The 23,188-nt window shown below is 68.5% G+C and carries 23 protein-coding genes; 9 read left to right on the forward strand and 14 right to left on the reverse strand.

Annotated features, from left to right (window positions below):
* Positions 1-6 precede the first annotated feature (6 nt).
* Positions 7-1,464: an APC family permease gene (locus ACZ0AA_RS00625; protein ID WP_463511864.1), complete on the reverse strand. Its 1,458-nt coding sequence runs from the start codon at positions 1,462-1,464 to the stop codon at positions 7-9.
* Between the two features lie 243 nt (positions 1,465-1,707).
* Between ACZ0AA_RS00625 and ACZ0AA_RS00630 the strand changes: the two genes are divergently transcribed.
* From ACZ0AA_RS00630 to ACZ0AA_RS00640, 3 genes are all read left to right on the forward strand, one after another.
* Positions 1,708-2,454 carry an SDR family NAD(P)-dependent oxidoreductase gene (locus tag ACZ0AA_RS00630; protein WP_463511865.1) on the forward strand — a complete coding sequence of 249 codons (747 nt, stop codon included), beginning with the start codon at positions 1,708-1,710 and terminating at the stop codon, positions 2,452-2,454.
* Between the two features lie 90 nt (positions 2,455-2,544).
* Positions 2,545-3,360 carry an SDR family NAD(P)-dependent oxidoreductase gene (locus ACZ0AA_RS00635; RefSeq protein ID WP_463511866.1) on the forward strand — a complete coding sequence of 272 codons (816 nt, stop codon included), beginning with the start codon at positions 2,545-2,547 and terminating at the stop codon, positions 3,358-3,360.
* Positions 3,361-3,658: 298 nt separating this feature from the next.
* Positions 3,659-5,218, forward strand: coding sequence for an HNH endonuclease signature motif containing protein (locus tag ACZ0AA_RS00640; protein ID WP_463511867.1), 1,560 nt, complete (start codon positions 3,659-3,661; stop codon positions 5,216-5,218).
* Between the two features lie 50 nt (positions 5,219-5,268).
* On the opposite strand, the gene ACZ0AA_RS00645 is transcribed toward ACZ0AA_RS00640, so the two are convergent.
* From ACZ0AA_RS00645 to ACZ0AA_RS00675, 7 genes are all read right to left on the reverse strand, one after another.
* Positions 5,269-5,919: an HAD-IA family hydrolase gene (locus ACZ0AA_RS00645; protein ID WP_463511868.1), complete on the reverse strand. Its 651-nt coding sequence runs from the start codon at positions 5,917-5,919 to the stop codon at positions 5,269-5,271.
* Positions 5,920-5,965: 46 nt separating this feature from the next.
* Positions 5,966-6,658: an ABC transporter ATP-binding protein gene (locus tag ACZ0AA_RS00650; RefSeq protein WP_463511869.1), complete on the reverse strand. Its 693-nt coding sequence runs from the start codon at positions 6,656-6,658 to the stop codon at positions 5,966-5,968.
* Positions 6,655-8,427, reverse strand: a complete 1,773-nt coding sequence (locus tag ACZ0AA_RS00655) for a branched-chain amino acid ABC transporter ATP-binding protein/permease (RefSeq protein WP_463511870.1) — start codon at positions 8,425-8,427, stop codon at positions 6,655-6,657. The genes ACZ0AA_RS00650 and ACZ0AA_RS00655 overlap by 4 nt, the downstream gene beginning before the upstream one ends.
* The gene (locus ACZ0AA_RS00660; protein ID WP_400861601.1) at positions 8,414-9,274 is read right to left on the reverse strand and encodes a branched-chain amino acid ABC transporter permease; all 861 of its coding nucleotides are present in this window, start codon (positions 9,272-9,274) and stop codon (positions 8,414-8,416) included. Before ACZ0AA_RS00660 ends, ACZ0AA_RS00655 begins: the two co-directional genes overlap by 14 nt.
* Before the next feature lie 72 nt (positions 9,275-9,346).
* Positions 9,347-10,516, reverse strand: a complete 1,170-nt coding sequence (locus tag ACZ0AA_RS00665; protein ID WP_400861599.1) for an ABC transporter substrate-binding protein — start codon at positions 10,514-10,516, stop codon at positions 9,347-9,349.
* A 38-nt stretch (positions 10,517-10,554) separates the two neighbouring features.
* The gene (locus ACZ0AA_RS00670; protein ID WP_400861597.1) at positions 10,555-10,944 is read right to left on the reverse strand and encodes a nuclear transport factor 2 family protein; all 390 of its coding nucleotides are present in this window, start codon (positions 10,942-10,944) and stop codon (positions 10,555-10,557) included.
* Positions 10,945-10,972: 28 nt separating this feature from the next.
* A complete protein-coding gene (locus tag ACZ0AA_RS00675) occupies positions 10,973-11,764 on the reverse strand; it encodes a MoaF C-terminal domain-containing protein (RefSeq protein WP_400861595.1) in 792 nt (263 codons plus the stop codon).
* 218 nt (positions 11,765-11,982) lie between these two features.
* Here ACZ0AA_RS00675 and ACZ0AA_RS00680 point away from each other — a divergent pair, with 218 nt between their 5' ends.
* Positions 11,983-12,375, forward strand: coding sequence for a hypothetical protein (locus ACZ0AA_RS00680; RefSeq protein ID WP_400861594.1), 393 nt, complete (start codon positions 11,983-11,985; stop codon positions 12,373-12,375).
* 46 nt (positions 12,376-12,421) lie between these two features.
* Here the strand turns inward: ACZ0AA_RS00680 and ACZ0AA_RS00685 are convergent, their stop codons facing one another.
* Complete coding sequence (locus tag ACZ0AA_RS00685; RefSeq protein ID WP_400861592.1) at positions 12,422-13,378, reverse strand: AraC-like ligand-binding domain-containing protein; 957 nt, start codon at positions 13,376-13,378, stop codon at positions 12,422-12,424.
* 112 nt (positions 13,379-13,490) lie between these two features.
* Between ACZ0AA_RS00685 and ACZ0AA_RS00690 the strand changes: the two genes are divergently transcribed.
* Entirely contained in the window at positions 13,491-14,597 is a 1,107-nt protein-coding gene (locus ACZ0AA_RS00690; RefSeq protein ID WP_400861590.1) for a DUF998 domain-containing protein, read from the forward strand.
* 10 nt (positions 14,598-14,607) lie between these two features.
* Here the strand turns inward: ACZ0AA_RS00690 and ACZ0AA_RS00695 are convergent, their stop codons facing one another.
* Positions 14,608-15,462, reverse strand: a complete 855-nt coding sequence (locus ACZ0AA_RS00695) for a MurR/RpiR family transcriptional regulator (protein WP_400861588.1) — start codon at positions 15,460-15,462, stop codon at positions 14,608-14,610.
* Positions 15,463-15,540: 78 nt separating this feature from the next.
* On the opposite strand from ACZ0AA_RS00695, the gene ACZ0AA_RS00700 reads away from it, so the two are divergent.
* Both ACZ0AA_RS00700 and murQ read left to right on the forward strand, forming a co-directional pair.
* Entirely contained in the window at positions 15,541-16,467 is a 927-nt protein-coding gene (locus ACZ0AA_RS00700) for an N-acetylglucosamine kinase (protein WP_400861586.1), read from the forward strand.
* The gene (gene murQ, locus ACZ0AA_RS00705; RefSeq protein WP_400861584.1) at positions 16,457-17,392 is read left to right on the forward strand and encodes an N-acetylmuramic acid 6-phosphate etherase; all 936 of its coding nucleotides are present in this window, start codon (positions 16,457-16,459) and stop codon (positions 17,390-17,392) included. The genes ACZ0AA_RS00700 and murQ overlap by 11 nt, the downstream gene beginning before the upstream one ends.
* Positions 17,393-17,471: 79 nt before the next feature.
* Here the strand turns inward: murQ and ACZ0AA_RS00710 are convergent, their stop codons facing one another.
* Together ACZ0AA_RS00710 and ACZ0AA_RS00715 are read right to left on the reverse strand one after the other, a co-directional pair.
* Positions 17,472-19,451: a primary-amine oxidase gene (locus tag ACZ0AA_RS00710; RefSeq protein ID WP_400861583.1), complete on the reverse strand. Its 1,980-nt coding sequence runs from the start codon at positions 19,449-19,451 to the stop codon at positions 17,472-17,474.
* A 160-nt stretch (positions 19,452-19,611) separates the two neighbouring features.
* Positions 19,612-20,196, reverse strand: a complete 585-nt coding sequence (locus ACZ0AA_RS00715; protein WP_431738776.1) for a TetR/AcrR family transcriptional regulator — start codon at positions 20,194-20,196, stop codon at positions 19,612-19,614.
* A gap of 66 nt (positions 20,197-20,262) precedes the next feature.
* Here ACZ0AA_RS00715 and ACZ0AA_RS00720 point away from each other — a divergent pair, with 66 nt between their 5' ends.
* Complete coding sequence (locus tag ACZ0AA_RS00720) at positions 20,263-20,811, forward strand: hypothetical protein (RefSeq protein ID WP_400861580.1); 549 nt, start codon at positions 20,263-20,265, stop codon at positions 20,809-20,811.
* Between the two features lie 7 nt (positions 20,812-20,818).
* On the opposite strand, the gene ACZ0AA_RS00725 is transcribed toward ACZ0AA_RS00720, so the two are convergent.
* Together ACZ0AA_RS00725 and ACZ0AA_RS00730 are read right to left on the reverse strand one after the other, a co-directional pair.
* On the reverse strand, positions 20,819-21,142 hold the full coding sequence (locus tag ACZ0AA_RS00725) for a DMT family transporter (RefSeq protein WP_400861578.1): 324 nt from the start codon (positions 21,140-21,142) through the stop codon (positions 20,819-20,821).
* A complete protein-coding gene (locus tag ACZ0AA_RS00730; RefSeq protein WP_400861576.1) occupies positions 21,139-21,510 on the reverse strand; it encodes a DMT family transporter in 372 nt (123 codons plus the stop codon). The genes ACZ0AA_RS00725 and ACZ0AA_RS00730 overlap by 4 nt, the downstream gene beginning before the upstream one ends.
* A gap of 204 nt (positions 21,511-21,714) precedes the next feature.
* Here ACZ0AA_RS00730 and ACZ0AA_RS00735 point away from each other — a divergent pair, with 204 nt between their 5' ends.
* Positions 21,715-23,163: a glyceraldehyde-3-phosphate dehydrogenase gene (locus ACZ0AA_RS00735; RefSeq protein WP_400861575.1), complete on the forward strand. Its 1,449-nt coding sequence runs from the start codon at positions 21,715-21,717 to the stop codon at positions 23,161-23,163.
* Positions 23,164-23,188 lie beyond the last annotated feature (25 nt).

The raw sequence follows: 23,188 nt of genomic DNA on the forward strand, positions 1-23,188 counted from the left end.
GGGGCGTCAGCGATCGCTGAAGCGCTCGAGATCGGAGGCGAGGCCCTCGTAGACGGCAGGTCTGGAGCGCTTGAGATAGGCGCCGTAGACGATGCCGCCGATGAGGGCCACCACGAGAAGCAGCGGCATAAGGCGGATGGCGAGCTCTTCGGATCCGGCGACGATGTTGAAGTTCACGATCGCGAGCACCGAGATCGCGGCGATGCCGAGGAATCCGATCCCCGGAGCGATGAACGTGCTCCACCACCGCGGGTCGCCGGCACGTCGGAAGTACACGACGATCGAGATCGCAGCGAGTCCCTGCAGGATCAGCACGCTCAGGGTGCCGAAGCCGAGCATGGCCGGCACCAGGGTGAGGATGGGGTCGGCGCCGGCGATCGCGAAGATGATCGCCACGATCGCCGCGAACGAGGCCTGCACGATCCCGGCGAGCTGCGGGGCGCCGTTGCGACGGGTGCGGGCCAGAGCATGCGGCAGGATGCGCGAGCGCCCGAGGGAGTAGAGGTAGCGCGTCGCCGAGTTGTGGAACGCGAGCATCGCCGCGAACAGGCTGACCAGCAGCAGGATCATCATCACCGTGGTCAGCGGACCGCCGAGGTACTGCTGCGACAGCATGAAGATCAGGTCGCCCGTCGGCAGGTGCTCGAGAGCCGTGGCCTGTGCCTGCGCGACGCCGGTCGCGCTCACCACGGCCCAGGTGGTGACGCCGAGGATCACGCCGATCGCGATGATCGAGGTGTAGGTCGCCCGCGGGATGGTGCGCAGCGGTTGCTTCGCCTCTTCGCTGAACAGGGCGGTCGCCTCGAAACCGAGGAACCCCGTAGCCGCCAGGAGCAGGCCGATCGGCAGGGACCCCGAGAACACGGCTTCGGGGCTGAACGCGGCCACGTCGTATCCGGTCTGCACGAGCACCGAGACGTCGAAGACCACGAGCATCAGCACCTCGAGCACGAGGCAGACGCCGAGGATCTTGGAGCTGAAGTCGACGCCGACCCTCGCCAGCACGAAGCAGACGACGATCGACAGCAGACCCCAGATCAGCCAGTGCACGTCGAGGCCCGTGAGGTCGCGGATGATGTTCTGCATGAAGAAGCCGCTGGTGCCGATCGTCCCGACCACGAAGAAGTTGTAGCCGAGCGTGGCGATGAGGCCCGCAACGAGACCGCCCGTGCGACCAAGGCCCTTCACGACGAAGGCATAGAAGCCGCCGGCATTCACGAGCTGCTTCGACATCTGCGCATATCCCACGGCGAACAGCAACAGGATCGCGGCGACCAGGAAGAACGCCATCGGCGTGCCGCCGCCGTTTCCGAGGGCGATCGCCAGGGAGGCGACGACCACGATGCCGGTCAGCGGTGCGACGGCGGCGAGCACGAGGAAGACGATCCCGGCGACGCCCAGCGCGCCGGATCGAAGAGAGGTGTGGTCCTGCTGCGTCGTGGACGCAGATATCGGGTCTGCCACGTCGGCTCCTTTGCTGGGTGACGGCCGTGTCGAACGGCATCGAGGATGAGGGGGATCGTCGATAGAGCGAGTCTGCTCGCGCCGTGGGCCCGGCGGTTGACCCTGAGCGAAGGACGATGGTGCCAGCGCGCACAGCCGCCGTGGCCGAGTTCCAGGGCTGCGATCGGCAGAGCAGGATGACCGTGATGACACCGCCGTCCTCGAAGAGCGCCACCGGCGCTACCGCGGAGTCTCGGGGAGATCATGGACCTGCAGCTGAGCGGCACGACCGCGCTGATCACCGGAGCGGCGAGCGGCATCGGGCGGGCGACGGCGCTCGCGCTCGCCGCGGAAGGGGTGCGCGTGGCGCTGCTCGATCGCGATGGGGCTGCGCTCGCTGAGACTGCACGCGGATGCCGTGACGCCGTGGTGCGTGTGGCGGATGTCACCGACGAAGCGCAGGTGGCGGATGCGGTCTCGACCTCCGTCGCGGAGCTCGGCCGGCTGGATGCGGTCGTCTGCTGTGCCGGAGTCTCGGGCCCGGTCGGGTCAGCCATCGACGAGATCACGCTGCTGGAGTGGAACACGGTGTTCGCCGTCAACGTCACGGGCCCGTTCCTCGTGCTCGCGCAGGCGCTTCCCGCGCTGCGTGCATCGGCTGCGGCATCCGTCGTGCTGCTCGCGAGTGACTCGGCTCTCGTCGCCTCCGCCGGCATGGTGCCGTATTGCGCGTCGAAAGCCGCGCTCGTGCAGTTCGGTCGCGCGCTGTCGGTCGACCTTGCCCTTGACGGCATCCGAGTGAACACGGTGGCGCCATCGATCGTCGACACTCCGATGAGTCGCGGCGACCTCGGTGCCGAGGCCTTCGTCGATCCGTCGTTCGCGGTGCAGTCGCCGGCGGACGTCGCCTCTCACGTGCTGTATCTCGTCTCGCCACGCAGCCGAGCGATCAACGGCACGACGATCGTCAGCGACTTCGGGTATTCGGCCCGGTCGGGATTCCCCGCCTGATGACCTCGGAGCCACCGGACGGCGCGCGAGCGCATGAACTGCGCGCGAGCGCGTGAACTGCGCGCGAGCGCACCAGGAACAGGAGCAGACATGGGAATTGCAGTCGGATCGACGGTCTCGGGGCGCGTCGTCGTCATCACGGGTGGCGGAACCGGAATCGGCGCGGCGATCGCCGAGCGGTATGCGGCAGAGGGGGCGCACGTCGTCGTGGTCGGGCGACGGCCCGAGCCGTTGCGAGCAGTGGCGGATGCGGTGGGCGCTCACCCGATCATCGCGGATGCCGCCGACACGGCATCCGCCCAGGCCGCGGTGGCCGAGATGCTCGCGACGTTCGGGCGTCTCGACGTCCTCGTGGCGAACGCTGGCGGACACGGCTTCTCACCCGTAGCCGACACCGACGACGACAGCTGGGATGCGGCGATCCGCGCCAACCTCACCACGGCGTTCGTCATGGCGAGAGAGGCATTGCCGTCGCTGATCGAGGCGAAGGGGCAGATCGTGATCGTGTCTTCGCTCGCCGGTCTCTTCGCGGGGCCGTCGGTGGCCGGATACACGGTCGGAAAGCACGCGCTCATAGGCCTGACGCGGACTCTGGCCCGCGACTACGGGCGACAGGGTGTGCGGGTCAACGCCGTGTGCCCAGGGTGGGTGCAGACCCCGATGGCGGACGACGAGATGGACGAGTTCGCCACACAGGCCGGGCTGGGCTCTCGGGAAGAGGCGTATGCGACCGTCACGGCGGATGTGCCCCTGCGGCGCCCGGCTCGGCCGGCGGAGATCGCGTCGGTCGTGCGGTTCCTCGGCTCGGGGGAGTCGTCGTATGTCACCGGCGCCGTGATCGTGGCGGACGGCGGATCGCACGTCGTGGATGTGCCGACGATCGCGTTCGATCATGCGGGGATGTAGGGGGCGCGTGTGCTCGGTCCCGGCATCGGCGCTCTCGTCCCCGGTCCGGTCGTTCCCGCTCTGATGTCTCTGCGTTCCCCTTCTCGCGTCTCTCGTTTCTTTGTTTCTTGCTTCTCGTATCTCGTCTATCGTCTCTCGCTTGTCGGTCGCGCTTCGTGTGGTTTCCCACCGCATCTCGGGTGCGATCTGGGTCGCACCCGCTGTGTCATTCCGGGAGATCGGAATACGCATCTGATCTGGGCTAATTCAGCGTGGTTTCGGGACTCGAATGTCGGTGGTCCCGGGTTGACTCGGGGGTATGAACAGCACTGCGGAGCTCCTGGATCGGGTCATCGCCGACCTTGACGCGGTGCTGTCCGACGACGCGCTCGCCGGGTTGTCGGATGCGGATCGGATCGCGGTGCTGCAGGGCGCGGGGGCGACGTTCCGCCGCGTGGAGGCCGTGATCGTGGAGACCATCGCGACGGGCGACGCGGCCGACTTTCCGCACTCGGCGGGCTGCCGTGGTCTGAACGAGCTGCTGCAGCGAACGGTGTCGGTCGATGTGCGGGGAGCGGCCAGGGTCGACAAGGTCGTCGATCTGGTGCGGCGGCCGGTGAGTCTGGCGGGGGAGAGGATGCCGGCCCGGTGGTCCGAGATGCGGCTGGCGCTGCTTGACGGGGTGGTCGGGGTCGCCGGGTTTCTGGCAGCGACGGGGCCGATCGAGAAGGTGTGGGATCGCCTCACGGTCGATCAGCGGTTGGCGGCGGATGTCGCGTTGGCGGGGTGTGCGCGCGGGCACGGCCTCGTGGTGGACGCGGCTGATGGCGGCCTGGAGGTTGATGAGTCGGATCCGGCGCCGACTGCGCAGGACTTGAAAGCGCTCGCGGAGGACCTCGCGTCGATGTTCGACCCCGATGGGGAGGAACCGAAGGATGAGGACTCCCGTCGTCGCCGGGGCATCACGATCGGTCGTCTCAAGGACGGCGTGCATGCGATCCGTGGGTATCTGACACCGGATGCTGCTGCCCAGTTGCAGCTCATCCTGGACGCGATCCTCAACCCCAAGGGCGACGGCCCGCCCATGCCCGGAGTGCACTTCGTCCCGAGCGAGGGCGCCGATGCCGATGTGGATGTGGATGTGGATGCGGATGCGGACGCGGCCGCGGACGATGCCGACCCGTTCAATTCAGATCCGCGGTGCGTGCTCGATGACCGCACTGCGTCGCAGAAGCGCCACGACGCCCTCGCGATGGTCTTCGCCATCGCTGCCCGGCACGAGGGCATGCCCACTCTCGGTGGTTCCGCACCGGTCCTGGTCGTCAACGTCGACGCGAAGCACCTCGCCGCCCACGCTTCTCACGGGGCCGGTGTGACCTTCCGGAACGCTGCGACCGGGACGAGCGGCGCCCACCGTGATGGCGGGTGGGCAACGATCCCCGGATCCGGTGCCCACGTCCCCGTCTCCGTGGCGGCCCAGGTCGCCTGCGCCGGGACCATCCAAAGGGTGTTGTTCGATGAGGGCAGGATCATCGGGATCACGACCACCGACCGGGTCTTCACCGTGCACCAACGCCGGGCGATCATCGCCCGCGACAAAGAGTGCCTCATCCCCGGGTGCCATGTTCCGGCATCATGGTGCGAGATCCACCACGTCACCGAACATGCCAGGGGTGGTCCGACTCATACGGATAACGGTGTGCCGTTGTGCTGGTGGCACCACAGATCCCTCGGAACCTCGGGGTGGGAGATCCGGATGGACGACGGCGTCCCGCAGGTGCGAGGACCGAGATGGTGGGATGCCGAACAGCGATGGCGCATACCGAGGCTCAGCGCGGCCGGACTGAAACGCCCCGCGCGGCTCGCCCGGACCGGATGACGTGGGTGAGCGTCACCGACCACCGCGTCACCGATCAGCGAATCAGCGAATCAGCGAATCGTGAGCTCGAATCCGCCGACGGTCGGCACCACGGCGACCTGGGTGAGGTCGTCGACGTGGAAGGTCGGCTCGTGCGACGTCGCGTGCGAGCCCACCCCGATCACCCGCATCCCCGCAGCGTGAGCAGCCTGGATGCCGGCGCCGGAGTCCTCGAACACGACGCAGTCGGCCGGGTCGACACCGAGCAGCTTCGCTCCCAGAAGGAAGCCTTCGGGATCCGGCTTCGACGCCGACACGTTCTCTGCGGTCACGGTCAGCGAGGGCACCGTGAGCCCGGCCTGTCCCATGCGCGCATTCATCAGCGTGAGATCAGCCGAGGTGACGATCGCGTGCGGGTAGGGGAGCAGCGCGGCGAGCAGGGCGTCTGCGCCCTCGATCGCGACGACGCCGTCGACGTCCTCGCTCTCGTTCGCCAGCATCACGGCGTTCTCGCGGATGTTGATCTCGTGATCCCGCTCGGGAAGCATGATCGCCATGCTCTGATGCCCCTGGCGACCGTGCACGACGCTCAACACGGTTTCGGGAGCAATGCCGTGGGGCTCGGCCCACGCCAACCACAGGCGCTCCACGACGGCGGTCGAGTCGACGAGAGTGCCGTCCATATCGAGCAGGACGGCGCGGGCGCTGATGGTCTCGGTCATCCCCTCAGGCTACTGTGCAGCATCTGAGGACTCAGACGGACGAGTATCACCCGCCGAGATACGCGCGGTGCAGCAGTTGCGGATCCTCCTGAAGCGCCTCCGACGTGCCCTGGAAAGACACCTGCCCACCGGCGACCACCACGGCCTCCCGGGCGAGCCCGAGGGCGAGCTGCGTGAACTGCTCCACGAGCAGCACTCCGACGCCGGACTCCGCGATCGACTTCACGATCGGCATGAGACGCATGAAGACCACCGGTGCGAGCCCGAGCGACATCTCGTCGATCAACAGGATTCGGGGCTTCGCCGCGAACGCCCGGGCGAGCACGACCATCTGCTGCTCGCCGCCCGAAAGCAGAGCGGTGGGTGAGTCGATGCGCTTCTCGAGCTCGGGGAACTGCGCGAGCGCAGCATCCAGTTCCGCAGTCGTCCGCGCCGTGAGCGAGATGTTCTCGCGCACGGTCAGCGACGGGAACACGGCCCGCCCCTGCTCGATGTGCACGATGCCCCGGCGAGCCCTCGACACCCGGGACAGCTTGTCGATCGGCTCGCCGTCGAGTATCAGTGACCCCGCGGAGTGCGGGGTCACGCCTGACACCGACTCGATCAGGCTCGTCTTGCCTGCGCCGTTCGGACCGACCAGGGCGAGCACCTCGCCGCCTCGCACCGTCAGCGACACATCCGAGATCACCGGGCCGGCGCCGCGGCTGACCGTCACCCCGTCCAGCACGAGTTCGCTCACTTCAGCAGCTCCGTCTCTCCCATGTACGCCTTCACGACCTCCGGGTTCGCGAGCACCTCGGCCTGCGGTCCGCTCGCCAGCACCCGGCCGAAGTCGAGCACGGTGAGCGTCGGGCACACCGAGCGCACCAGATCCAGGTCATGCTCGATGATGATCAGCGCCACTCCGTAGCGCGCGGGCAGCTCACGCAGGCGCGCGGCGAGAGCGAGGTGCTCGTCGTGCGACAGGCCGGCGGCCGGTTCATCGAGGATCAGCAGCCGCGGACGCGAGATCACGTTCGCCGCCACCTCGACCAGCCGTCTGGTGCCGACATCGACGCTGGAAAGACGCGCACCGGCCGGCGGGCACCCGAAGAACTCCAGGACCTCGTCGATATCGGATGCGGCGAGCCGGCGCCTCGCGACGAACCTCACATATGCGCCGACCGTGAGGGCCGGTGGCACCCTGTCCTGCTGGAAGGTCCTGCGCAGCCCGAGCCGCGCGCGACGCGTCGGCGAGAGACCGGCGAGATCGCGATCACCGAGCATCACCCGACCGCCGTGCTTCGGCAGGAAGCCGCTGATCGCATCGACGAAAGTCGATTTGCCGGCTCCGTTGGGGCCGATGAGCCCCATGATCGATGCTGCCGGCACCTGGAACGACACATCGTCGAGGGCCTTCAGCGCCCCGAACTGCACCGTGAGTCCCTCGACCGTGAGCACCGGCGCGCCGTTCAGCGCGCGCTCGTCGACGGTCGCGGTGGTCGTGGTCGTGATGGCGGCGTCACCCGCATCGGCGTCCGGAGGCAACGCCGTCAGCGTCGCAGACGCCGTCTTGCGATCCGTCCGCTTCCAGATCAGGTTGCGGATGCCCTGCCCGAGGTTTGTTCCGCTGGTGAGCGCCTGCACACCGAGCACGCCGAAGACCACGAAGGCCCAGTCCTGCGGCACGCCCCAGCGCTTCAGCAGCTCCGGCACCAGCACCCAGAGGATGCCGCCGAGGATCGCCATATCGATCAGATGCGCTCCCGACATGACGGCGAGGACGTAGAGGGCGAGCGACTGCAGCGGTGTGAAGCTCGAGGCGAAGGGAAGCTGCACCTGGCCGGCGAGCAGCCCGCCGGCGATGCCTCCGAGGGCGGCCGAGACGGCGAAAGCGGTGAGCTTCGCGCTCTGCACGCTCTGGCCGGCGGCGGCGGTGCCGCGTTCCGAGAACGCGACGGCCTTCCAGCTCGAGCCCCACCGCCCGCGCTGCAGGAAGAAGACGCCGAGTGCGCAGACGGCGAGCACCACGACCGAGAGGAAGAAGAACTCGCGGTCGTTGGAGAACATCGAGGGGCGTTCGACAGCCGTGCCGTCGGCGGACCCGGGGAACTGTATCTGCACTAGGGTCACATCCGCGGCAGCCGCGAAGCCCAGTGTGACGACGGCGAGGTTGACGCCGCGAAGCCTCAGCGCCGGAAGCCCGACGAGGATGCCGACCAGACCGGCGGCGATGCCGCCCAGCCCGAGCCAGACGACGAAGCCGCCCGGGGCCTGCATGACGTTCAGCAGCGACACGATCCAGGCGCCGACCGCGGCGAACGTGAGCTGGCACAGTGCGATCATGCCGGCAGACCCGGTGACGATGCCGAGGCCCAGAATCGCGATCGCCGCGACGACCGCGCTGATCGCGAGGAACACGAAATAGCCCGGAAGCGCCGCGCTCAGGAGGGCACCCACTCCGACCGCGGCAGCGGCGACGGCGAGAGGCCAGGACAGACGGAACCAGGGACGGTCAGCGAGCGGCATCCCACACCTCCTTGCGCTGCGTCCACAGGAGCAGGACGACGATGAACAGGAACGGGAGGAAGTTGCGCACGAGCGCGACCTCGTCGATCTGCGCGACGAGCCCGCCGAGCACACCGAGGACGACTCCGCCGACGACCGCGAGGTCGAGTCGGCGGAAGCCGCCGAGCAGCGCGGCGGCTGCGGCGGGGACGATGAGCATCGCGAGGCTCGTCGCGTCGTTCGACTGCGACGGCGCCACGATCATGATCGCGATGGCACTGATCACGCCGGTGACGAACCAGACGGCGATCGAGAGCGGACGCGAGCGGATGCCGAGGAGCTCGGCGGTCGTCGGCCGCTCCGACAGTGCGCGAAGCTGCGTGCCTACTCTCGTGCGGCGCAGGACGATCCGTACCACCACCGCCGTCGCGATCGCCATGACGACGGTGGCGATCGTCACCTGGCTGATCACGACCCCGCCGAAGGAGAACGCGGGGCCGGCGATGATCGGCGTGAACGGCTGCGGTTTGTTGCCGAACAGGATGAACGACATCGAGATCAGCAGAAGCAGGGGGCCGACGGTCATCGCCGAACGGGTGGTGGTGGAGGCTTCGGAGAGCCAGGTCGCGGCGATCCATCCGATCGCGGCGGAGAGGACCCCGCCGACGAGCACGCCGAGCACGGAGCCGAGCCAGATCGGCATCCCCAGTTCGCTGACGAACCACACGGCGCTGAACGCACCGAACATCCCGGTCGCAGCCTGCGCGAAGTTGACGACCCGCACGAGGCGGGACATCAAGGTCAGGCACACTCCGAGGACCGCATAGAGACCGCCGGCGGCGAGACCGGCGATGGCGCCTTGCAGCATGAGGCGTCCTTTCTGGTGTGAGGGGGAGAGGACCTGCCGCCGAGAATGCGCTCGGCGGCAGGCGAGGGTCGACTACTCGCCGATGCGGAGCCAGTCGTCGGCGACCTTCTCCCAGGCGTTCGTGCCGGACTCGAGGATGATCGGCCACCCGGCGGTATTCTGCGTGCCGAAGGCATAGGGTGTTCCGACCATCGGGTTCTCGATCGGGTCCATCCCGCGCAGCGCCTCGGTCACCGTCTCGCGCGTGATGTCGCCGTCCATGCCTTCGAGCACCTCGATGAAGTAGGTCGCCGCGAGATAGCCGCCCTGACTGAACGAGGTGAGGGGGATCTCGTTCGCCTCCATCAGCTCCCGCCATTCGGAGTTGATCTCGTTGTCGTCCGTGAACGGGTAGAACTCGGCGGGCACGTAGATGCCGGCGCCCGCATCGTCGATCGCGTCAGCGAAGTTCTCGCTGTAGACGCTGGTCAGATAGAGCCAGGTCACGTCGTCCCATCCCTGGGCGTTCGCGGCCTTGACCTGTCCGATCGCGTCGGGCTCGACCGGGTTGATCGCGAGTGCCTTGCACCCCTGCTCACGGGCCTTCACGATGTAGGGCGTGTAGTCCGATGCACCATAGGGCACGGTGTCGTCGACGTACTTCGGCTCCTTGCCGGTGATCTCGGTCCACTTGTCAATCGCGGCCTGATAGGTCGGGCGCGTGGATCCTGCGATCTCCAGCAGGATGCAGATGTCATCGAGCCCCAGCACCTCGGAGCCGTATTGCAGGGTGAGGGTCATGTCGTTGAACGGACCGACGTTCGCGGGGGAGATGTTGTCGCTGGCGAAGCAGCCGGTGTCGACCCCGATGCCCGGGAGCGAGAGGATCTCCTCCTGCTCGTAGTACTTCGCGTTGATCTCGCACTCGATCAGGCTGGCGGAGCCGACCAGCGCGACGGCGCTGTCGCTGCCGACGAGCTCGCGGGCCGATGCGGTGGCGGTCGCCGGGTCTCCCTTGTCGTCGAGGGTCTTGTACTCGATGGTGCGTCCGTCCAGGCCGCCGGCCTCGTTGAACGCGTCGAACACGGCGGCCGCCGCGAGAGATGCCTCGGGGAACGTCGCCGGCCCGCTGATCGTGTTCACGGAGCCGACGACGATGGGGGCGCCTTCGCCGCCTCCGCTTCCGTCTCCGCCGGCGCAGCCGGCCAGGGTGAGGGCTGCCACGGCGATGAGCGCCGCAGTGCCGGATACTCGCTTGTTCATGTGATTCCTGCCTCTCGTGTGCTTCGGGACTGCTGCGGTCAGTCGCGCAGCGCGCGGTTGACCAGTTCGGTGTCGGTGAACTGCTCGAACGCGACGACCCTGCGATCGTTCAGGCGCCAGACGTGCGCGACACGAGCGGCGAAGAATCGACCGGTCGCTCGGTACGTACCCGAGTAGGTGCCGATTCCGACGACCACGTCGCCGCCGTCGATGACCTCGTCGATCGCGACCGTGTAGTCGTCCCACTCGTCCTGGATGCGCTGGAAGACCCCTGCGGCCACGGCATCCGGCCCCAGATACGTGCCGGCATACGGAAAACCCGCAGCCTCGGTCCAGCTCACATCGGCGGCGAGCGGTGCCAGCATGCCGTCGAGGTCGCCACGGTCGCTGGCCGCATAGTGCTCTGCGATGATGTCTGCGTTGCTCATGGGAATCCTTCCTGAGGCCGTCGGCGGGTCAGACGGGCTGAGCGTCGGGATAGTCGACGGAGCCCAGCGGATAGATGTGGCCGCCGCCGCGGGAGTGCTCGGCATCGCCGTCGCCGTTGAGACCGAGGAAGATCCCGGTCGTCATCAGCTGGTAGCCGAGGTCGTGCAGCCAGACGCTGGCCACCGCGATGCGGAACTCGCGGAAGCAGAACAGGTAGAGCCCGTCGGCGAACTTCCACACGGTCGACAGGTCCATGTCGCCGTGACCGCGCTGCACGCCCTCGAGGCACTGCCACGCGTAGCGTCGGCTCGAGACGTAGACGTGCTCGTAGAGATGCTGGGGGCTGTAGCGATAGATGTTGCGCTTGCCGATGAGGTCTCGGCTCGGCCCAGGCACCTCGCCCGTGGCGGTGCCGCCGTCGGTGGTCGCCGCCCAGAAGTCCTGCCCGACCTGAGGCGTGCCTTCGGCCGCTTCAGCCGCGATCCGTGAACGCACGACGGTCGCCCGGTGGGTCGTGGTCGAGTACACGACGGTGATGGCCTCGCGTTCGCGGCTCTCGAGCGGGATGTTCACGAAGACGATGTCATCGCGCACAGCCACGGCGTCGTAGGGGTCTGTGCCGGACTCCGCGAATCCCGCCCAGGTGACGGCGATCGCGTCGAACGTCAATGACAGCGTCGAGCCGTCATCGAGCGTGAGCGTCAGCGCCGTGCCGGACAGCGAGGCGTTCGGCAGCCTGTAGGTGTCGATTCCGGCGGCGAACTCGTCGTAGGTGCGCCATTCGTCCAGCGCTGGGTCGGTCGTGACAGAGGCGGTCATGGTGGTCCTGACGTCGCATGCGGCGAAGCGTCGTCGCTCCGGGCACCGCATCCTCGCGGTGTGCTTGCCTCATGCTCCGGCGCGCCCCGGCATCCGCTCAAGAGAAGCGGCGCCATCGCGCGCCGACAGTCAACCGGCGTGCCCTGCAGGGCAAGGACGGGCCTGGGAATCCGCCGTGGCGTCGGCGGCGCCGCTCACGGCGGATGCCAGGATGAGGCATGCGAACAGAACCCCGGGCCGCCCTCTCGCCCGCGGTCAAGGCGGTGGCCTGGACGGCATCCGTCTTCTTCGCTCTGCTCATCTTCGCCGTGGCGTGGGTGTGGTGCGGAATGTCCTACGAGGAGCAGTTCAGCGAGCAGTCCAAGGCCGTCTCCGCCGGGTCGACGATGGAGGGCTGGGGGTTCACCGTCGGCTTGGTGCCGGTGCTGGTGTTCCACGCGCTGGTCGCGATCGGTGCGTTCTTGGCCGTCCGCGACGGAGGACGCCGCGGAGTGCTGGCGAGTCTGGCGCTGGCGCTGGTGCTCGTCGTCGCGGTATCGCTGCCGGGTTTCGTCGCGGTACAGCTGCTGTACGGAGGCACGATGTTCGCGCCGCCGGTCTATGTTCCCTGACCGGCCGTTCGCCAGGCGCTGCGCACCCGGACTGAACGGTGCCGGGTCAGTGCGCCGCGCGGTACTCGCTCGGCGAGATCCCGAACGCGGACTTGAATGCGCGGCTGAAGTGCGCCGCATCGACGAATCCCCATCGGGCTGCGATCGCGGCGACGGGACGATCCGCGAGCATGGGGTCGAGCAGATCCCGGCGGCACTGCTCGAGGCGACGCGTGCGGATCCACGTCGAGACGGTCACGCCCTGCTCCTGGAACAGGCCGTGCAGGTGCCGGGTCGAGATGAAGTGCGCCGATGCGATGGTCGCGGGTCCCAGATCCGTAGAGGCGAGGTTGCGGTCGATGTATGAGCGGATGCGCTGCACGAGGGCGCGATGAGGGTCGGCCGACACCCCGTCGAGGCCGAGTTCGCGGGTGAACACCGTGGTGACGAGATCGAGCGCGCTGTGCGCCAGCCGGGCTCCCGTCGTGCCGGCGAGCTGATCGAGGTTGCCCGCGAGCTGGGTCAGATAGGGCACGACCATCCCTCCCAGTCCGCCCTGACCCGAGATCCGCACCGCGGTGAGCTGCCCGATCATGTCTGACGGGAGGCTGATCAGGTGCTTGGGGAACATCACGACCATCGTGCGGAAGTCATCGTCGAACACCAAGGAGTACGGTCGATCGGTGTCGTAGACGGCGAGGTCTCCGGCCTGGAGCACGGCCTCACGGTCGTCCTGGATCAGCATCCCGGTGCCGGCGAGCATGAGGCTGAGCTTGAAGTACGACCGGTCGCTGCGTGCGATGAGCTCGGGGGTCCTCTCGACGACGTGCGAGGTGGCCCGCACCTCGTTGACGTGCACCTCGTCGACCGAGGCGCCGCGGATGATCCCGCGGAAGTGGTCGGGCCCGGCCGTCGACACCTGCAGCGGCACGAAGGACTCCGAGACGGCCGCCCGGAATTCGCTGATGTTGCGCGCGACGAGCGTCGATACCGATTCGGCGGGGGCGGCGGGTGCACCGTTCATGACTGATCACCTCGGGTGGTGGAACGACGACGTTGTATACGATCCGTGCCGCGATGCTATCACCGGCACGGTCCGGAGGGCGAGGCTTCTATGATGTGGGCGGAGGCCAGTGATGCGATATCTCGGCGACAAGGTCATGCAGGTCCTGCGTCAGCTGCGCGGACCCGACACAGCGGATGCGGTGTTCGAGGCCACCGCGCTCATCGTCGGGGCGGTGTTCTTCGTGCTCGGCTTCGTGATCGGGTGGCCGGTCTTCTGGGGCAGGGAACTGGCGATCAGCGGCACGGGTTCGATCGGCGCCTTCACTGCCTACGGTGGAGCGATTACCGCCGTTCTCGCCTTCGCGATCGGTCGTCTCGTCGTCAGACCGGCGGAGATCGCCCCGGACGGCACTCGCGACGGCTTCAGCGTTCCGGGCGATCGGCTGCGCTGGTACGACCTCGCCGCGATCGCCTTCGCGCACGCGGCGATCGCCTACCTGGGTTGGCTGGGCATCGCCGAGCTGCTCGACCGCAGCTTCACGGATGCCCCGGTCTTCGCCTTCCCGGGAGCGATCCTCGTGGCCGTGGCGTTCGCACTCACGGCCTATGTGACGTTCTTGAGCGCCGTGGCGCTGACGCCGACCGTGCTCTCGCTCGTCCTGGCCGTCTTCCTCGTGGTGGGAGCATTCGCGGCGATGCTCGCCTCGAGTGATGTGCATTGGTGGCAGGACAACCTGTCGGCGCTCGGGATGAGCAGCAACAGCGCCTCCCTGGCGTTCAACGCCACGTTGATCATCGCTGGCGTCCTGGTGACGACGATCGCACGCTATGCCACAGCGGGTCTCCCGGTCGATGACCGCATCGATCGTCGCGGCCGGCGGATCGTGCGAGGCGGGCTCATCCTGATCGGAATCTTCCTCGCGTGCGTCGGGATCTTCCCCGTCGACGAGTTCTTCCTCGTGCACAACACCGTGGCGACCGGGATGACCGTGGCGTTCGCGGTCATCGTCGTCGGGCTGCCCTGGTTCGTGCGCACGATCCCGCGGGTGTTCGTGGTGCTGGGCTGGATCTACGTGCTCGTGATCGTCCTGCTCGGTGTGTTCTTCGCCGTCGGCTACTACAACCTCACGGCGGTCGAGCTGATCGCGGCCGTGCTGATCTTCAGCTGGATCATCGTGTTCCTCCGGACGGCGGGGTCGGTCGATCCCGCGCGCCGACACGAACCGGTGCAGGCCTGAGGGCAGATCGTCAGCGCAGCGGCTGCGTGGCGTCGGCCGTGCGCTGAAGCGCGTGGATGGTGTGGGCATGCCGACGTTGCGCGACGCCGATGAACAGGCAGTCGACGAGAGCGAGCTGCGCGATCCGGCTCACCATCGCACCGGCGCGGAGCCGCGGCTCGCGGGCACGAGTGAGCAGGGCGTGATCGCAGCTCTCGGCGACGGGTGACGCTGATCCTCCCGTGACACCGATCGTGACGCCCGCCGCTGCCCGCGCGGTCTGCAGGAAGTGCACGGTCTCGCGAGTCGTGCCCGAGTTCGAGAAGCCGATGGCGACCGTCTTCCTGGCTCCGAGCGACGCGGCGGCGCTCGCCTCATGGGCGTCGGTGAGCACGATCGCCGTGTGCCCGATGCGCAGCAGCTTGCGGCCGAGGTCTGCCGCCGCCTGTCCGCTCGCTCCGATACCGAAGAGCAGGATGCGATCGGCGTCGTCGACGGCTTCGACTGCGGCCGCGAGATCGTCGTAGTCGAGGTTGGCGATGGTCTCTTCGATGGCCAGGAGCTCGAGCGCGGCGACCTTCGCCGTCGCCTCGCGCAGGGTGTCGGCCGCGGAGATCTCGGAACCGAAACCGGACGCTGCCGGAAACTGCACGGACTCGCGACCGAGTTCGGTGGCCAGGGCCATCCGCAACGCGGCATAGCCGTTCACGCCGATGACGCGGCAGAAGCGGACGACCGAGGCGACCGAGGTGTCGCATCTCGCCGCGATCTCGGTGATGGTGCTGTCGACCACGATGGTCGGATCGTCGGCGATCGTCCGAGCGATGCGCGCCAGCGACGGCGGAAGCTTCTCGGCCGCCGTGGCGATCGTGGTCTGGATGCTCATGGCTCTCCTGGCTGAGGGCGGGTTTCCGTCGTGTGAACAATTCTTTCATGCGGGAGGGGTGATGCGTAGACTATTTCCATGCCTTCCTCGCGTGCCCTCGTCGCCGTCGACCTCGGCAAGTCGCGATGCCGTGCGGTGATCTTCGGGCCGGGGGATGCCGACGATCGCGGCTCGCACCGCCGGCCCGTCTACGACGGCATCGGCGCACCGGGTCTGGCGGCCGCAGACGGCGTCGCCGCAGCGCTTGCCGCGATCCTTCCGCTGAGAGAGCGGCTCGATGCGCCGATCGCCGCCGTCTCGATCGGCGCGGCGGGAGCCTGGGCGGCCCCCGAAGCCGCATCCGCACTCGCTCGCAGCCTCGCCGACGCGTTCCAGGCGCCGGTCGCGGTGACCTCCGACGTCGTCTCGGCCCACGCCGGAGCGCTCGCGGGCAGGGCGGGCGTGCTGCTGATCGCCGGCACCGGCGCGGCGGCTCTCGGCATCGACGGCGAGGTGGCCACCCTCATCGACGGGTGGGGGCCCGAGCTGGGAGACTTCGGCAGCGGATCCTGGCTCGGGCGGGAGGCGCTGCGCGCTGTGCTGCGCGCCTCGGTCGGCCTCGCGCCCGCGACGGCGCTCACGGACGCGGTGGCGTCGACGATCGGCGGCTCCGCAGCCATTCCCGACTGGCTCTCGACGGACGGCCCGCTGCCTCGCCGCCTCGCCACCCTGGCGCCTCTGGTGCTCGATGCGGCAGAGCACGGCGATCCCGTCTCGACGGAGATCGCCGCCGAGGCGGTCCGTCTGCTCGTCGCATCAGCCGTCGCCGCATCCTCGGGCGACCGCGAAGTCGCCCTCCACGGAGGCCTCACCGAACACGTGTGGTTCCACGCCGCACTCGACGACGCGCTGCGCGCCACAGGCCATGCGGTCGTCGTCTCCGCCGGCGACGCGCTCGACGGGGCGCTCCTGCTCGCCCAGCGCGCTGATCTTCCCCATGAAAGGTTCGTGCATCGTGCCGAATGAACACGCCAGACTGACAGCACTCCTCGACGTCCTCTCGACGCTCGGCACCGAGGCGTCGACGACGGAACGCGGTGATCTGGATCTGCTCGAGACCGCGGAGCTCGTGCGGCGCATGAACGCCGAGGACCACCGCGTCCCGACCGCGGTCGGGGAGCGGAGCGCCGAGATCGCCGCAGCCGTCGACGGCATCACCGACCGCTTCCGCTCCGGTGGGCGCCTCATCTATCTCGGGGCAGGCACCGCAGGCCGCATCGGAGTGCTCGACGCCAGCGAATGCCCGCCGACCTTCGGCACGGACCCCTCGATGGTCGTGGGGCTGATCGCGGGCGGTGAGACGGCGATCCGCGCTGCCGTCGAGAACGCCGAGGACGACGACGCCGCCGCGGCGATCTCGCTGCGGGCTCTCGGGCTCACCGAGCGCGATACGGTCGTCGGCATCTCGGCGTCCGGTCGCACGCCGTATGTCGTGGGCGGTCTCGACTTCGCGAGGGGACTCGGCGCGCTCACCGTCGCGATCGCCTCGAACCCGGCATCCGAGATCGGTGCTGTCGCCGATATCGCGATCGAGGTCGTCACGGGCCCCGAGTTCATCTCGGGATCCACGCGTCTGAAGTCGGGAACAGCCCAGAAGCTCGTCGTCAACATGCTCACCACCCTGTCGATGATCAAGCTCGGAAAGACGCACCGCGGGGTGATGGTCGACCTGCTGGCCACGAACGAGAAGCTGCATGCACGCTCGATCCGCACGGTCACGGAACTCACCGGCGTCGGGGTCGACGAGGCCTCCGCGGCACTGGACGCGGCCGGCGGCTCTGTCAAGCTCGCGATCCTGATGATCTCCACGGGGGCGGCCGCGGACGCGTCGGCTCAGGCGCTCCGCGAGGCCGACGGGATCCTGCGCGTCGCGATCGCTCGACTCTCGTGAGGGGCACGTTCGCCGCATGCTTCCGTCAGGGGCTGCCCGATGACGGCGACGCGCTGACCGCCGACGGCGACGCCGAGGCTCAGTGGCCGCAGCTGCAGCCGTCGCCGCCTCCGCAGCATCCGGCATCCGCCGAGACGTGCGCCTGAGACGACTCGGGCACATCCATCGCGGGGTTCTGATCGAGGAACCCATTCGGCTTGAACCAGAACCCTGCATAGTCGACGGGCATGATCGGCCAGTCCTCAGGGCGGGGGAAGTGCGTGAGGCCGAAGGTATGCCAGAGCACGATGTCCTCGCCGTCGAGAGATCGGTCTCCGGCCGTGTATTCGGGCAGGCCCGAGCCGCCCTGGTGTGCGTTCGGGTATCTTCCGGCGGGCCAGATCTGACCCTGCTCGTGCTGGGTCGCCCACAGGTGTCTGGTCGCGAAGGTCGCACGCGCCGCCACGGACGACGCGGGGTCGGCCATCAGCAGTGCGGTGGGCTGGGGGATCAGGTGGTACGCGGTCGGACGCCCGACGTGGTTCGTGCGCGAGGCACTCTGCACCTCCCAGGTACGCGCGACGGACGAGTCGGCATCGCGCTGAGCGGCGGATTCGGTGGCGAGCTGGGTCTCCGACCACGTGAAGGCGTTGCCGAACGGGTTGTCCGGTCCCATCGGGATGCGCTGGGCGTCGATCTCGAACAGACGGTTCGCCTCGCCGTCGATCGCGACGTCGAGGCGGGCGCAGAACAGGTGCTGGTGCACCGGCGCGAACACCCCGGGGGCGAGTTCGGTGGCATGCTTCTGCCGTACACCGGGTTCTCCGGCGCCGGCGAACACGATCCCGGTGGCCTTGGCCACGACCTCGATCGACCCGTCGAGGTAGAAGTGCCAGTAGAACCCGTAGTCGTAGTTGCCGATCGTCGAGAAGTACGACACCACGAAACGGCGTGACCGGCGCACATCGGAGCGTCCTGCGAGGTCGGTGTGCTTCCAGAGGATGCCGTAGTCCTCCTCGTGCATGCAGACGACGTTGGGGATGCGCACGGGATGGCCGTGGTCGTCGGCGACGTAGCCGTCGAGGTAGCGGATCACCCCCAGGCAGTCGCAGCCGAGCTCGAGGTGGTTGGCGTTCTTGCCGAGGAGGTACTCGCCGGCGTCGAAGTAGCTGATCCAGAAGCGCCCCGGCGCGGTGTCGCCGTAGGGGACGACCATCTCGGGCACGCTGGCCCTGCTCAGCACCGAGCGTCCGTCGAACGCGACGTCATGCAGCACGAGTCCCTCTCGCGCGTTGAAGCTGACCCGCATCGACCAGTTCTCCCACTCGACGAGAGATCCGGTGACGGCGAAGCTCGGCCCTTCCGGCTGTGTGATCTCGATGGGCTTGAGCGTCGTGCGCGCCGCGCCCTGAGCCTCGGGGTAGTAGTTGCCGTGGCCGGCGGGCACGGGCACGTCGCCCTCGTCGTCGATGCGGATCACGCCGCCGGTGGTGAGGTCGATGTGCACGACCAGTCCTTCGACGGGGTGGGCCCAGGGGGAGTCGGCCTCGTCGTACTTCAGGAAGGTGAGGGAGCGGATGACGCGGCGTCCCACCTCATCGGAGCGGCCGGTGTACCCCGGCGCCAGTGGTCCGCAGAACGCGAGTGCCATGTGCTCCGCGAGTCCGCGGCGCGTCATCGCCGCCTGCCATTCGGGGGACGCCTTCGCGATCACCTCGGCGCGTTCGTACTCTTCGAACAGGTACTGAGGTTGGCCGTAGGGCGGCGCATCGTTGGGAACCCGCTCGTTGCGCAGGACCTCGCCTCGGGTGATCGAGACGACGACCTCACTGGCGACACCCGTCGCGGTGTCGAGGAGCGTCGCGTCCACCCGGCGGTCGATGGGGGAGCCTGGTGACCATGCCGCGAGCTCCTGCTTCGTGGGCTCGTCGGGCAGCAGCATCGGCACGCGCACGGACTCGCCGAGAAGTCCTGCGGAGTCGAGCACGGCGCGCGCCGCGGCGATCTCGGCGCCGGTGAGCGGGTCGAGCGGATGCGGGGTCGGGATCCGGTCGATGGAGACGGGCTGGCGGTGGGACATCGGCGTACCTCACTATTTCGAGCGATCGCTCAATAAACGGATTGGATCGATGGTACGACGGCGCGGCGGGGCGCACAAGAGCGACGGACGAGGATTCCGAGGGGCTCGGGCGCCGGCCGGACGCGGCGGCCCCGGCGAACGGCAGGGGAGTGCGGTGTGCTCAGCTGCGCCAGGGGGCGAGGATGCTGTCGTACACCGCGAGGTGCGCTGAGGCCTCCTGTGGCTCGGTGACCTCGATGACCTGCTGCCCGTAGGTGATCGAGCGCAGCAGCTCCATCACGGCGCCGGTCGGAGTCGACGGTGACAGCTCGCCGTCGGTGATCGCCTGATCGAGGGCGTCACGGATGCCCTCCTGCCAGGTCGCGACCGTGGGTGCCCCTGCGTTCGGCGCGGGCGCGAGAGTCGCGATGCGCCCCCAGAACCCGACGACGACGTAGGCCTCAGTGCGCGTGCGGTCGTCGATGGGGAGCACTTCATGCATGAGCGCGTCGAGGCGTGCGAGTCCACTGAGCCCATCCGTGGCCGCGGCGATCCGTTCATCGGTGCGCCGGGTCACGATGGTCGCTGCGGCGCGGATCACATCGTCGAACCCGTCGAAATAGTGCCAGAGCGAGCCTGTCGCGACACCGAGCTCCTTGGCCACGGCACGAGACGACACCGCCTCATGGCCGTCGCGCGCGGCCACGGCCAGCAGCGCCTCGGCGATCTGCCGGCGGCGCTCATCATGGTCTACGACGCGGGGCACATGCCCATCCTGACGCATCCACCGCAGGTATCGCTATTTTGAGCAGTTGATCAATATGATGCGAGTGTGGACCACCTCCTCCCCGCAGCACCGTGGCTGATGGCGCTCGCCGCCGTCGTCTCGGCTGCGGCGTGCGTGGCTGCCTGGCGGGCCGTGCCGTGGCAGGGGCGGCAGAGCGCGCTGATCATGGCGGCGGCGATGCTCGTCATCGCAGTGAGCGGCGGTGATCCGCTGATCGGTCTGGTGACCGGACTCGTCCTCATCGTCTCCGCGATGCTGGGCACAGCCGGCGTGCGGGGCACCCCGGCGGCTGCGACCTGCTGCCACCGCGCGCTGGTCTCCCTCGTCATGGCGACCTGCTCTTTCGAGAGCCTGTCGGCGGGTGACGGGCGCGGGACGACGCAGTCGGTGGTCGAGTCAGGCGGCCACGGTGGGCATGGGCTCGACGGACTCCTCTCGGTGCTCGTGATAGCCGGAGTCATCGGCGTGGTGCTCTGGACGGTCGTCTCCGAGTGGGTGCTCGTGCCCGTGCATCAGGGGCGGACCGCCCGCCTGCTCGCTGTGGAGTCGTGGGCGATGGCGGCGGGAGTCACCGTGATGTGCGTGGGGTTCTGAGGTCACGTCAGTGCGCTCCGCCGAACTCGATCAGCACGACGCCCAGGGCGATCAGTGCGACGCCGATCGCCATCATGACTGAGAAGTGATCCTTGAAGATCACTCGGCCCAGGATCGCGGTGATCGCGACGCCGGCCGCTGACCATACTCCGTAGGCGACGCCCACCGGCATGCCCATGGCGAGGATCGTGCCGAGCAGTGTGAACGCGGCGAGATAGCCGATGACGATCACGGGGATCCACCTCCGGCGACGGAGGCCTTCGGACGCGCGCAGGCTGAGGGTCGCGGTGACCTCGCTCGCGATCGCGAGGGCGAGGAGCAGCCAGGTCATGCTCCGACCTCCGCGAACGCCTCGCGCGGGTGCGACCCGAGCTCGACGAGCAGCACACCGACCACGATCGCGCCGATCCCGATGATCTGCACCGTCCCGAGAAGCTCGCCGAAGAGCACCGTGCCCATGATCGCGGTGAGGACGACGCCGATCGCGGCCCAGATGCCGTAGGCCACACCCACCGGCATCCCTCGATCCAGCACGATCGACAGCAGCCAGAGCGAGCCGGTGTAGCCGATCACGACGGGGATCAGCCACAGCGGATGGGTGAAACCCTCGGCGGCCCGCAGCGACAAGGTGGCCGTCACCTCGAGGGCGATCGCGATCAGCAGCGGTGGCCACGCGGACGGGCGGGAGGTGTCGGTCATCTGGTGCCTTTCGACGCGGGGCGTGCCCGGGGGACAACGCGTCGGATGGTCGCAGGATTCCCTGTCGTGTGGGTGAACGGCGGGCGACAGGCCGCGATTTCAGAACCTCGCCGCGCGGCGCGTACCCTGGACGCATCCCCCGAAGCTCACCCGGCAATCTCGCGCGCCGGCGACCTCGGCGCGCTCACACATGCAAGGACGCAGATGAACGTAACCGCCGCACCCTACGACGACTGGACGGCGAGAGAAGAGCTGGCCGAGCGGATGATCCCGCTCATCGGCGCTCTCAAGCGCGAACGCGACGTGGTCACCTCCCTCCACGGGCACCGACTTCTCGGGCTCTCGGCCACGGCGATCGTGGAGGTCCATGATCGGGTCGCCCAGCTCGGGCATGAACAGCTTCCGCTCGACGAGACCCTCGGGGTGCTCGAGGCGGTACACGAACTCGCACCCGGTGCGTCGTCGCTCGACCTCGCGCGCCTCGCCGCGGGCCACGCCGACAGCGACCTGCCCCTCGACGCGTACCTGGCCGAGGTGCTCGCACCGGCGATGGGTGCGGTCGCGGCAGCGCCCACCGACGTCGTGCTGTACGGCTTCGGTCGCATCGGGCGGCTGCTCGCCCGCATCCTCGTCGCGCACAACGGGGGTGGCAGCGGTCTGCGCCTGCGCGCGATCGTGGTGCGTCGAGGATCCGAGAACGACCTCGTGAAGCGCGCGTCGCTGCTGCTGCGCGACTCGGTGCACGGCCGCTTCGCCGGCTCCGTCACGGTCGACGAGGACGCCGATCAGATCATCGCGAACGGCACCCGCATCCAGGTGATCTACTCCGATGACCCCTCGACGATCGACTACACGGCGTACGGCATCGACGACGCGATCGTCGTCGACAACACCGGACGATGGCGCGACGAGGCGGGTCTCAGTCGCCACCTGGAGTCGACGGGGGTCGCGCGCGTGCTGCTCACGGCGCCTGGCAAGGGTGCCCTGAAGAACATCGTGCACGGCATCAACGACAGCACGATCGAGCCCGACGACCGGATCATCACCGCAGCCTCGTGCACCACGAACGCCATCACCCCGGTGCTCAAGGCGATCGACGAGGCGTACGGCATCGTGCGGGGTCACGTCGAGACGGTGCACTCGTTCACCAACGACCAGAACCTGATCGACAACTTCCACAGCGGTGACCGTCGTGGCCGGTCGGCCGTGCTCAACATGGTGATCACCGAGACGGGCGCGGCGAAGGCCGTGGCGCGGGCGCTGCCCGAGCTCGAGGGCAAGCTCACCGGCTCTGCGATCCGCGTGCCGACGCCCGATGTGTCGCTGGCCGTGCTGCACCTCAGCCTCGAGCGTCCGGCGGTCAGGGCCGAGCTCAACGACTACCTGCGCCGCGTCTCGCTGCACTCGAAGCTGCGCCAGCAGATCGACTACGTCGAGAGCCCCGAGGTCGTCTCGACGGACTTCGTCGGCTCGCACCGCGCGGGCATCGTCGACGGCCTCGCCACCATCGCGAACGACCGGGATGTCGTGCTGTACGTCTGGTACGACAACGAGTACGGGTACTCGTGCCAGGTGATCCGCGTGCTCGAGGTCATGGCCGGTTCGCATCCGATCGTGCTCCCCGAGCGCCGTGAGGTGACGCTGCGCGGCTGAGTGCGCGATGTCCGTCCTGCCCGGC

It is taken from the genome of Microbacterium sp. AC035 (assembly GCF_979258485.1).